This window comes from Lederbergia panacisoli (genome assembly GCF_024626525.1).
Classification (GTDB): domain Bacteria; phylum Bacillota; class Bacilli; order Bacillales; family Bacillaceae_C; genus Lederbergia; species Lederbergia panacisoli.
In genome coordinates this window covers 342025-353815 of sequence record NZ_JANJGU010000002.1, presented here as the reverse complement: position 1 = coordinate 353815, position 11791 = coordinate 342025, and the positions used below count along the sequence as shown (strand labels likewise).

The 11791-nt window shown below is 36.8% G+C and carries 10 protein-coding genes; 8 read left to right on the top strand and 2 right to left on the bottom strand.

Annotated features, from left to right (window positions below):
* The first annotated feature begins 90 nt into the window (after positions 1-90).
* From NQ185_RS04630 to NQ185_RS04620, 3 genes are all read left to right on the top strand, one after another.
* A complete protein-coding gene (locus NQ185_RS04630; RefSeq protein WP_257580404.1) occupies positions 91-1014 on the top strand; it encodes an AEC family transporter in 924 nt (307 codons plus the stop codon).
* Between the two features lie 112 nt (positions 1015-1126).
* Positions 1127-1783 carry a hypothetical protein gene (locus NQ185_RS04625; protein ID WP_257580403.1) on the top strand — a complete coding sequence of 219 codons (657 nt, stop codon included), beginning with the start codon at positions 1127-1129 and terminating at the stop codon, positions 1781-1783.
* A gap of 14 nt (positions 1784-1797) precedes the next feature.
* Positions 1798-2499, top strand: a complete 702-nt coding sequence (locus NQ185_RS04620; protein WP_257580402.1) for an SDR family oxidoreductase — start codon at positions 1798-1800, stop codon at positions 2497-2499.
* A 23-nt stretch (positions 2500-2522) separates the two neighbouring features.
* Here the strand turns inward: NQ185_RS04620 and NQ185_RS04615 are convergent, their stop codons facing one another.
* Complete coding sequence (locus NQ185_RS04615) at positions 2523-3710, bottom strand: ROK family transcriptional regulator (protein ID WP_257580401.1); 1188 nt, start codon at positions 3708-3710, stop codon at positions 2523-2525.
* A gap of 174 nt (positions 3711-3884) precedes the next feature.
* Here NQ185_RS04615 and xylA point away from each other — a divergent pair, with 174 nt between their 5' ends.
* The gene (xylA, locus tag NQ185_RS04610) at positions 3885-5210 is read left to right on the top strand and encodes a xylose isomerase (RefSeq protein ID WP_257580400.1); all 1326 of its coding nucleotides are present in this window, start codon (positions 3885-3887) and stop codon (positions 5208-5210) included.
* Between the two features lie 60 nt (positions 5211-5270).
* Positions 5271-6770, top strand: a complete 1500-nt coding sequence (gene xylB / locus NQ185_RS04605) for a xylulokinase (RefSeq protein ID WP_257580398.1) — start codon at positions 5271-5273, stop codon at positions 6768-6770.
* Positions 6771-7438: 668 nt separating this feature from the next.
* On the opposite strand, the gene NQ185_RS04600 is transcribed toward xylB, so the two are convergent.
* Positions 7439-7870 carry an OsmC family protein gene (locus NQ185_RS04600; RefSeq protein WP_257580397.1) on the bottom strand — a complete coding sequence of 144 codons (432 nt, stop codon included), beginning with the start codon at positions 7868-7870 and terminating at the stop codon, positions 7439-7441.
* A 70-nt stretch (positions 7871-7940) separates the two neighbouring features.
* Here NQ185_RS04600 and NQ185_RS04595 point away from each other — a divergent pair, with 70 nt between their 5' ends.
* From NQ185_RS04595 to NQ185_RS04585, 3 genes are all read left to right on the top strand, one after another.
* On the top strand, positions 7941-8996 hold the full coding sequence (locus tag NQ185_RS04595) for a M42 family metallopeptidase (RefSeq protein WP_257580395.1): 1056 nt from the start codon (positions 7941-7943) through the stop codon (positions 8994-8996).
* A gap of 95 nt (positions 8997-9091) precedes the next feature.
* Positions 9092-10003 carry a homoserine kinase gene (locus NQ185_RS04590; protein ID WP_257580393.1) on the top strand — a complete coding sequence of 304 codons (912 nt, stop codon included), beginning with the start codon at positions 9092-9094 and terminating at the stop codon, positions 10001-10003.
* A gap of 92 nt (positions 10004-10095) precedes the next feature.
* A complete protein-coding gene (locus NQ185_RS04585; RefSeq protein WP_257580392.1) occupies positions 10096-11676 on the top strand; it encodes a peptide chain release factor 3 in 1581 nt (526 codons plus the stop codon).
* The last annotated feature ends 115 nt before the right edge of the window (positions 11677-11791 follow it).

Here is an 11791-nt window from a genome sequence, read left to right as displayed (position 1 = left end):
AGGCGCCTTTTTTTAGCAGGAATTACGGGGAATTTGTCGAATTAGAATGTAGTATAATACGTTTATTCAATGGAAGAAGAGATAATTGGAATGGCACCTTTATTTTTTATATTTGTTGATATCATATTACCTGTTTTTATTTTGATTGCCATTGGAATCATTATGCAACGAGTTTTCCAACTGGATCTTTACACACTTGCAAAAATAAATATCTATTTTTTGAGCCCAGCTCTTATTTTTATTAAACTATATGAAAGCTCTTTCTCCTTATCACTATTTTTGCAAGTAATAATGTTCAGTTTTGCATTCGTTGTGTTATTGTATGTATTAAGTATGGCTACAGCCAAGCTATGTAAATTAAGCGATAAAATGAAACTTTCTTTCTCAAATAGTATTATTTTTTATAATTCCGGAAACTATGGCATTCCTGTCAATGATTTAGTTTTTAAACAAGACCCATTTGCGATGTCAATCCAAATTGCCGTCATGGCCTTCCAAAATACTTTGACTTTTTCTTACGGGGTAGTTGCCCTGAAGTCGGTACATGGTGGCAAATTAAAAGCAATTATGGGTTATTTTAAAATGCCATTGTTTTATGCCATGTTTATCGGTATTTTGTTTAATGTGTTAAATGTTCCTATGCCGAATTTTATTCTTACGCCCATTTCATATATTTCTAATGCGTTAATTGCCATGGCGTTGCTTACGGTTGGAGCGCAAATTGCCCATATTAATATTTCTTTAACATATATCCCACTTTATTTAACTATTTTTTATCGTTTAATAGTTGGCCCGGCAATTGCTCTAATTGGTCTACTCTTGCTAGGATTGGATGGGGTCATTGCCCAAGCTTTACTTATTTCAACCGCAATGCCTACATCCGTTAATAGTGCCATCATTGCTCAGGAATATAATAATGAACCCGAATTTGCTTCCCAAGCGGTTATTGCGACAACATTATTTAGTTCCTTTACGTTAACATTAGTCATTTTTATTGCTATGCATATTTTCTAAGTCCCTTAAGCGAGTAAACAATAAACTCTAATGTCCCATCATTGAGATTTACATAAAATAGCAACAATGTTTAGGAAAGAGACTTTTCTAATAAGATCCAGGAAAGAAAGAAGTGAAGAATGTGAAAAAAACTCTTAAAGAAATACTTTCAGACATGAGTACATCCGAAAAGGCGAAATATATTTGGGAGTATTATAAACTTTTTATTATCGGCGGCATCGTGCTTGTCATATTAGTTGCCTCTATGGTTCATAGTATCGCAACAAAGAAGGAAGTTGTATTAAATGTCGTCATCATGGCGGGAATATATGATCCCGAGTATAAAGATAAGTTCCAGGAGACGCTTTATCAAGACTTTTTGACAGATGAAGAACGAGATAAATCAAATATCGTTATACAAACGTTGAAATCCTCGAGCGACGCATTAGATATGCAGGTTGGAGTGGATATGCAAAAAATGGCTGCAGAGCTTTCTGCTGGGTATATTGATTTCTTTATCGTCGACAAAGACTTTTATGATAATATGAATGACCAAAATCAGTTGATGTCTTTTCAAAAAACGAGTGGAATTACAGAATGGCCGATACAAGAAGAGCAGTTGTATTTTTCCAAAGAAAATAAAGAAGAGATTACTGGGATTAATATATCTGCATTTCCTATATTAAAAGGTATCGTCCCGAATGAGGAAAAAGTGATTTGTGTACCTGCCAACGCGAAAAACACCGAATATATTTCTCGTTTCCTGCAATATTTAAATAAGAATATATAGAAAGGCGGATGTAAATGAATATTTTGGTTACTGGTGCAAATCGGGGACTTGGATTTTCGCTTTCCAAGGCCGCGGCGGAAAGAGGGCATACGGTTTTAGCATGTGCACGGAATGGGGAGCAGCCAATTGGCAGCTTGAAAGATCTTGTAAGTCAATTTCCTAATCAAATATTCCCTTTATCCCTTGACGTGACAGATGAACAATCAGTATCAGCTGCTGCCGCGAAGGTAATGGAAGAATGGGGATCTATCGATGCCATTATAAACAATGCAGGTGTTTTGTACGCACGTGACTCGAAAATTGAGGAACTCGATTTCTCTTTACTAGATGTGACGATTGATGTGAATTTATATGGACCGATGCGAGTAGTTAAACACTTCCTACCATTACTATATAAAGGGGCCAAGCAAACAATCATCAACATTTCATCTGATGCAGGAAGCATTACAAATGCATATGGGGAAGATTATCCGTATGCCATTTCTAAAGCTGCTCTTAACATGTTCACAAAACAGATTAAAAGTTACGTATCCGACAAAAATATTAATGTTTATGCCATTCATCCCGGCTGGATTAAAACGGATATGGGTGGGGATAAGGCACCTGGATCACCTGAAGAAACTGCTAATAATTTGCTGGATATAATAGAAAAGAAAAAGATAATAGCAGAAGATTTATTTTTCATCAAGCATGATGGAGAATCTATGAAAATATGATTTGTAAAAGTCTATCCCAATTATTAAGTTGCGGGATAGACTTTTTCTAATGATCTTTTAAGAAATTGTTCGACTGAAAAAGCGGCCACTCCTAAAGCGGTTGCAGGAAATACCGGGTCAGAAAATTGTACTTTCACTTCTGATTGGTGGGATGTCATCGCACGATTTTTTACATAATCTTGAACTGTTTTTTCCATCCAAGGCTTAGCACCTGCTAACCGATTGCCAATGATTATTTTTTGCGGATTGAGAGCATGAACGATATTCACAATACCCATCCCGAGATGAACGGCTGTTTCTTGTAAAAGATTGATGGCATGCTCGTTCCCATTTTGTGCAAGTTCAATGATTTGCTCTATATTTGCATTTGTATCCGTCACCAGTTGAAGCTTTAACGCTTTTTGAATTACGTATTGTTCCGATGCATACATTTCCCAACAGCCCTTATTTCCACATCTGCACGTTTCCCCGTTCATATTAATCGTCATATGACCAAATTCTCCTGAAAAACCGGTAGCGCCTCTATATAGTTTTTCATGCATGATAATTCCTGTTCCAATTCCAATCCCTGTACTAATATATACTAGGGTTTCTACATTTTTACCGAGCCCAAACATTTTTTCCCCATAAGCACCTGCGTTTGCTTCGTTTTCAATAACAACGGGTATATGAAATATAGCCTCGATTTCTTCCTTTATGGAAGAGTTTTTCCAACCTAAATTAGGGGCTAGAACTAATGAACTGTTATTGTCGACTATCCCTGGGGCGCCAATCCCAATTCCTACGATTCCGTATCGAGTGTTCGGTGCTTTAGACATTAATTCTTGAATATCATTATGTATTTGCTGTAATGTTTCTTCAAAAGATTGGGGATTGAAAGTGTGCCTCTTTCTTTCAATAATATTTCCTTGTAAGTCTGTTAAAATTCCTAATATATAATTGACTCCCAAATCGATTCCAATCGTACACCCCGAATTTTCATTAAACACCAACATGACTGGCCGCCTGCCACCGCTAGATACCCCTGGACCTGTTTCAAGAATTAATTGTTCATCAATTAATTCAGCAACGAGTGTTGAGACAGTTCCTTTGTTTAAACCTGATTTAAGGGCAATATCAGCACGGGATATGGGGGCTTGTTGAATAATTAGTTGAAGCACAATCGTTTTATTCTCTTTTTTAATTAATTGTTGATTCCACGTCGGATTCATAAAGAAATTCTCCTTTAATACGTTCAGGCTAAAATATATATTATCACAAATACTTTGTTTAATGAATAGACAAAGGCGAAAAGGAGATGTTATACTATTGGCAGAAGTGATGGAGATAAATACATAAAAGGAATGTAAACGCCATCATTGAAAGATTATTTGGAGGGAAGAAATATGGCTTACTTTGAGGAAATTAACAAAATTCAGTACGAAGGTTCTTCATCTAAGAATCCATTTGCATTTAAGTATTACAATCCTGAGGAATCGATCAATGGAAAGAAGATGGAAGAAATTTTGCGTTTTTCTGTAGCTTATTGGCATACGTTCACAGCGGACGGTACAGATCCGTTTGGAGTCGGGACTGCCATTCGTCCATGGGATCATTTAAAAGGACTTGACCTTGCAAAAGCGCGAGTTGAGGCTGCATTCGAACTTTTTGAGAAATTGAATGTACCATTCTTCTGTTTTCATGATTCCGATATTGCGCCTGAAGCGGACACATTAAAGGAAACATATGAAAATCTCGATGTCATTACAGCGATGATTAAAGATTACATGAAAGATAGTAAAGTAAAATTACTTTGGAATACAGCAAATATGTTTACTCATCCAAGATATGTACATGGAGCTGCAACTTCCAGTAATGCAGATGTATATGCTTTCGCTGCTGCAAAAGTGAAGAAGGGCTTGGAAGTTGGTAAAGAGCTTGGTGCTGAAAACTATGTATTCTGGGGCGGGCGCGAAGGATATGAGACACTTTTAAATACAGATATGAAGCTTGAACTTGATAACTTGGCACGCTTCTTTCATATGGCTGTTGATTATGCAAAAGAAATTGGTTTTGACGGCCAGTTCCTAATTGAACCTAAGCCAAAAGAGCCAACAAAGCATCAATATGATTTTGATGTAGCAACTGGACATGCTTTCCTACAAAACTACGATCTAGATAAATATTTCAAATTTAATGTTGAAGCAAACCACGCTACCCTTGCTGGCCATACATTCGAACATGAATTACGTGTTGCGCGTATTAATGGTATGCTCGGTTCTGTAGATGCGAATCAAGGCGATACCTTAATTGGATGGGATACAGATGAATTCCCAACAGACCTTTATTCTACAACTCTAGCAATGTATGAAGTTTTACAAAATGGCGGGTTAGGAAAAGGCGGCTTGAATTTCGATGCGAAAGTGCGCAGAGGTTCATTTGAAGCTGAGGATTTATTCCATGCACATATTGCCGGAATGGATAGTTTCGCGATTGGCTTGAAAGTAGCTGCGAAGTTATTGGAAGATCGTGTGTTGGAAGACTTCGTCGCTGATCGTTATAGCAGTTACACTGAAGGAATAGGCTTGGATATTGTAGAAGGACGTACTGACTTCCATAAACTTGAAGAGTATGCACTTCAACTCGGTAATATTCAAAACCGTTCTGGAAGACAAGAAAGGTTGAAAGCTATTGTAAATCAATATTTACTTGAAACACTTTCTGGAAAATAAACCAAATTAACGTGCTGGAGTTGAAAAATTCCAGCACCTTTTTATAAGAGGGTGAATGCAATGAAATATGTATTAGGTGTAGATCTTGGGACGAGCGCAGTAAAAATTTTACTTATGAATCAAAGTGGTGATGTGTGTTATGAAGTGTCAAAATCGTATCCATTGATTCAAGAAAAATCAGGCTATAGCGAACAGGAACCCGAAGAATGGGTTGAAAAAACAATTGAAGGTTTAACTGAAATTGTTGAGAATTTTAATGGAGACGTTCAAGATATTGAAGGGTTAAGCTTTTCGGGGCAAATGCATGGCCTTGTATTATTGGATAGTGACCATCAAGTACTAAGAAATGCCATTCTTTGGAATGACACAAGAACAACGGCGCAATGTAGAGAAATTGAAGAAATGGTTGGTAAAGAAAGGCTGCTAGCTATTACAAAAAATCCCGCACTTGAAGGCTTTACACTGCCAAAAATTTTATGGATAAAGGAATATGAACCAACTATTTTTGAAAAGGCCGCTGTTTTCTTGCTTCCGAAAGATTATTTACGGTATCGACTAACTGGGCTTTTACATAGTGAATATTCAGATGCCGCGGGTACATTGCTATTGGATGTCGGGGAGAAAAAATGGAGCGAAGAAATTTGTACGCTTTTAGGGCTGGAAGCTTCCCTCTGTCCCCCACTTGTAGCATCCCATGAGCAAACTGGTACAATTACAAGTGAAGTAGCTGAAAAAACAGGCTTATCAGCTGATATTAAAGTGTTTGCTGGTGGAGCAGATAATGCATGTGGAGCTATCGGATCCGGCATTTTATCTGAAGGGAAAACGCTTTGTAGTATTGGGACTTCCGGGGTCGTTTTATCGTATGAACAAAGAAACGACCTAGATTTTGGCGGCAAGGTTCATTATTTTAACCATGGGGAAGAAAATGCCTTTTACACAATGGGGGTAACACTTGCTGCTGGATACAGCTTAAGTTGGTTCAAAGATGTGTTTGCAAAAGAAATTGATTTTGAAGAGTTACTAAACGGTGTTGATGGGGTGCCGATTGGTGCGAATGGCTTACTATTTACGCCTTATATTGCTGGAGAAAGAACACCGCATGCAGATTCAGTAATTAGAGGAAGCTTCATTGGCATGGACGCCTCCCATGAGAGAAAAGATTTTGTAAGGGCAGTCCTTGAAGGAATTACTTTCTCTTTAAATGAATCAATCGAGATTTTTAGGGAGAATGGTAAAAAGATTGATACCGTCATTTCAATAGGCGGAGGAGCTAAAAATAAAACTTGGCTGCAAATGCAAGCTGATATTTTTAATGTGGAGATTAAGAAGCTTGCAAGCGAACAAGGACCTGGAATGGGTGCTGCTATGCTTGCTGCTTTTGGCAGCGGCTGGTTCTCTTCATTAAAGGAATGCGCTGATCAGTTTGTACAAGTAAGCGAAACATATACGCCAAAAGTGGAAAATGTGGAAGTATATAAAAAATTGTTTAAACTCTATCAAGATGTATACAAAAGTACTAAAACTTTGAATGAAGGCTTGCAAGAATTTAGGAAATAATAAAAATGGCCGGCTAAAATAGTAGGGTTCCGTTTTTATGGTGCTTTTCTTATTAAAAGACACAAGAATTGACGTATGAATGGGCATACGTCTTTTTTTATTTATCGAGGTTTTTAGGAAATTCTATTAACTTTGACAAATAGACAGTCAAAACTTCTATCATTTACAGTGTTGTTTTGAGTACCGACTTTATTGATTTTTATAAGCTGTCGATACAAAGCTACCGATCCTCCAGTTGTCTACACTATCGGTTTGGGGTCAGGTTAAATAGACGGAGAAATTCCGCTTAATTAGTTATGTTTATTAAAAAAGGCTTAAATAAACGGAGAGATTCCGCCTATTGACTCGAAAAATTCGAAAATGGGGGATTTCATTTTGCTTAATCGGAAAACCTTCCCTTATATACCCCGAAACGAACTTCTTTCTACATATAACCGGAAAATCTCCGCTTATTTTTATTTAAAGTCTCAAAAATACAAAAGAACCACATTTTGATGCATTCCGGTGAGGTGTTATAGATAAGGTTTTATTGTATACCTAATAAAGAAACTCGGCAATCACTATGGGAAGTTTTACTTTTTTTACACCAATAACGAAGCCAATACGATTGTCACATCAGTTTTTTTTAGAAAATCACCTCAAAACGGAACCCTTACTATATGTGGCGGTCATTTAATGTTAGCTTCTAGCTTAATATCTACATTTCCTTTTAATGCCCTTGAAATCATACAGCTTTTTTCCGCTTTTTCAGCAAGTTTTTGAGTTAATTCCATCTGTTCATCATTAGCTAAAGTAACAGTTGGTCGGTGGATGATGGTTTTATATGTGATGACACCTTTTTCAACCTCGACAATTCCTTCAGATTCCATCGATAAATTCGAAACTTGAATGGAAGCACGCTCCAACATGGCGGCCAATGTAATGATATAGCATGTTGCCGCAGCACCTAAAAGCATTTCATCAGGATTAGTGCCTACTCCCGGGCCATCCATTTCCGGTGGAATCGAAACTTCTGTTTTGAGGTTGCCGGCATCAATCGTTCCAACACTATTACGTCCTCCAGGCCAATCTGCTTTTAATAAAAATGAATGAAGTGCCACTTTAAAATCCTCCGTTTCATAAAACTCGTGTTATGATTATAACATCTTACTACATAAAGGAGCATGTAATATGAGCCAATTCCCTCAAGTAAAAGATACCTTACAATTGATTGAGAAATTAGTTTCGATTCCGAGCCCTTCCGGAAATACACGAAAAGTAATCGACTCTTGTGAACAATATTTAGAAAATCTCGGTCTCGAAATGAAACGAAACCGCAAAGGCGGCTTGTTGATTACCATTCCAGGAAAAAATAAAGAGCAACATCGTATGTTGACTGCACATGTCGATACACTTGGAGCGATGGTAAAAGAAATTAAGTCAAATGGAAGATTGAAACCTACGATGATCGGTGGATTTCGCTGGAATTCAGTTGAAGGCGAATATTGTAAAATTGAAACAGATTCAGGAAAAACATATACTGGAACGATTTTAATGAAGCAAACATCTGTCCATGTATACAAGGATGCAGGGGAAGCAAAAAGAAATGAACAAAATATTGAAGTAAGAATTGATGAGATTACGAAAAGTGAGGAAGAAACGAGAAAGCTAGGCATTAATGTTGGCGATTTTGTCTCATTTGATCCACGTGTCCAAATAACACCAAGTGGTTATATTAAATCTAGGCATTTGGATGATAAGGCGAGCACAGCTATTTTATTGCAATTAATCAAACATATTCAGTCTGAAAAGATTGAATTGCCTTATACAACTCATTTCTTAATTTCAAATAATGAAGAGATTGGATACGGCGGCAACGCTAATATTTCTCCTGAAACTGTTGAGTATTTAGCGGTAGATATGGGAGCGCTCGGTGAGGGGCAAGCATCTGATGAGTACACTGTTTCAATTTGCGCGAAAGATTCGAGCGGTCCTTATCATTACGGCTTAAGGAAGCATCTCGTCCAATTGGCGAAAGACAATAATATTGACTATAAAGTAGATATTTATCCATATTATGGATCTGACGCGTCGGCTGCGATTAATGCTGGCCATGATATCGTCCATGGCTTAGTAGGGCCAGGAATTGAATCCTCTCATGCCTTCGAAAGGACCCATGAGTCCTCACTCATTAATACGGAAAAGCTTTTATTTGCTTATGTGATGTCGCCAATAACTGAAATATAACTTTTTCTATAATGCGTCCGGATTCAAAAGTTCGGACGCATTTTACGTAAAGGAGGCGAAAAACAATTAAAACAAATTTTTCAGAAGGTGAATTAGTGCAAATTCTTTCAAATTATTCATTGGGAAACTATTTAGCCTCAGCTCCATTTACAACTGGAACGGTTCAAACAAATATTAAAGTCCAAACAACAGACGGTCAGTTTGTTTTTAGATATTATGAAAATCGTTCAGTCCAATCTGTTTTATTTGAAACGAACTTTCTTATTTATTTAAGTAAACACGAATTTCCTAGTCCAAAACCATTTATTAATAAGGATGGGAGGTTTGTTGGGACTTATAAAGAAAAGCCATATGTTCTTTTTGAATATATGGAGGGAGAACATAGTAACGACCCTAATGGAATCCAAAAAATGCAACTGATTAAATTGGCAGCAAAATTACATAATATTAGTAAAAACTATACACCTTTATATAAAGAATTTAGATTAAATTATAATGTTAAAATGTGTCGGGAACTAGCGCGACAACAATCTGAACGATTTACTACAAAAACTGCAGTAGAAAAGTTTCTTTGGCTAGAGCAGGAGTTGACCCAATTAACTCTTCCTGAATCATTACCAAAAGGGATCTGCCATGCAGATTTTCATTTTTCGAATATCCTTTATAAGGATGAAAAATGTAGTGCATTAATAGATTTTGACGATGCTAATTATACGTATCTTTTATTTGATCTTGTTGTTTTAATCGAATATGAGGCATGGCGACACGATGTTGATCAATATCTTAATTTGAACAAGGCAAAGGAAGTAATTTTAGAATATATGAAATATAGACCTTTAGAAGATATTGAAAAAAAGCATTTATTTGATGTTTATAAATTAAGTATTTTAATTGATTGTGTTTGGTATTTTGATAGAGGTAATGTAGACGACTTTTATGAAAGAAGAAAAATTGATTACCTCAATCAAATAGGTAGAATAATTTTTTACGAAAAACTTTTCGAGTAAATTGTAAAGGTTTATTTAAAAACTTACCGTTGATATTCATTCTTCTAAGGAATATGATAGAAAAAGACTGAACAACGGAAGGAATTATGTGTATGGCTAAAACATTAAAAGCAGAAGTGGAATCAAGAAGAACTTTTGCAATCATCTCTCACCCAGATGCCGGAAAAACGACTATGACGGAGAAACTCCTTTATTTTGGCGGAGCGATTCGTGATGCTGGTACGGTAAAAGGCAAAAAAACTGGCAAATACGCTACATCCGATTGGATGGAAATAGAAAAACAAAGAGGAATTTCCGTTACATCATCTGTTATGCAGTTTGATTATGATGGATTCCGGATTAATATATTAGATACCCCTGGGCACCAGGATTTCAGTGAAGATACTTATCGAACGCTCATGGCAGTAGATAGTGCCGTCATGATTATTGACTCCGCAAAGGGGATCGAGGAACAAACTTTAAAATTATTTAAAGTGTGTAGAATGAGGGGAATCCCGATTTTCACATTTATAAATAAATTAGATCGACAAGGGCGGCCTCCACTTGAGTTGCTAGCTGAGTTGGAAGAAGTGCTCGGAATTGAATCCTATCCAATGAATTGGCCAATTGGAATGGGAAAAGAATTTTATGGCATTTATGATCGTTATAACAAAAGAATTGAACAATTCCGAGTCGATGAAGACCAAAGATTTTTGGAATTGGATGAAGATGGGGAAATACTTGGAAATCATTCCTTAAAGGAATCGGCGTTATATACCCAGGCTTTGGAGGAAATTATGTTATTAGATGAAGCCGGAAATGAATTTTCGGATGAGAAAATTAATAATGGAACATTGTCTCCTGTGTTTTTTGGTAGTGCATTAACGAACTTTGGTGTCCAAACTTTTTTAGAAACATATTTACAGTTCGCGCCGTCACCTCAACCAAGAATGACAAATGAGGGAAAAATTGATCCAACTTCTGAAGGTTTTTCAGGTTTTATATTTAAAATTCAAGCGAATATGAATCCTGCTCATCGTGATCGTATCGCTTTTGTCAGGATTTGCTCCGGTCAGTTTGAGCGTGGGATGAATGTCTCCCTTGCCCGAACTGGAAAACAATTCAAACTTTCTCAATCGACGCAATTTCTTGCAGATGATAGAAGCACGGTAAATGCGGCCGTGAGCGGCGATATTATTGGGTTATATGATACGGGAACTTATCAAATTGGAGATACAATATCTGAAGGAAAACGAGATATTCATTATGAAAAATTACCTCAATTCACTCCCGAAATATTTGTACGAGTCACCGCAAAAAATGTGATGAAACAAAAAAGCTTTCATAAAGGTGTCGAGCAGCTTGTACAAGAAGGTGCCATCCAGCTTTATAAAACATACCGAATGGAAGATTATATTCTCGGGGCTGTAGGTCAACTTCAATTTGAGGTTTTTGAACATCGAATGAAAAATGAATACAATTCCGATGTAATCATGGAATCGATCGGCTCAAAAATTGCGAGATGGATTGAAAACGAAAAAATTGATGAGTCTCTTTCTAGCCAAAGAAGTCTGTTAGTTAAAGATCGATACGACAAGCCACTATTCCTTTTTGAAAATGATTTTGCCTTGCGTTGGTTCCAGGATAAGAATCCTAATGTTAAATTGTACAATCCGATGGATGAACATGATTAAGCTGAGAAAGGTAGTGTCCAAGGCACTGCCTTTTTTGACCTTTAGCCTTGATGAAAAGCCTTAATCCGCCAATCCCAGGATGAGGCTTTTTTATTTTTTGGACATACTATCCGTA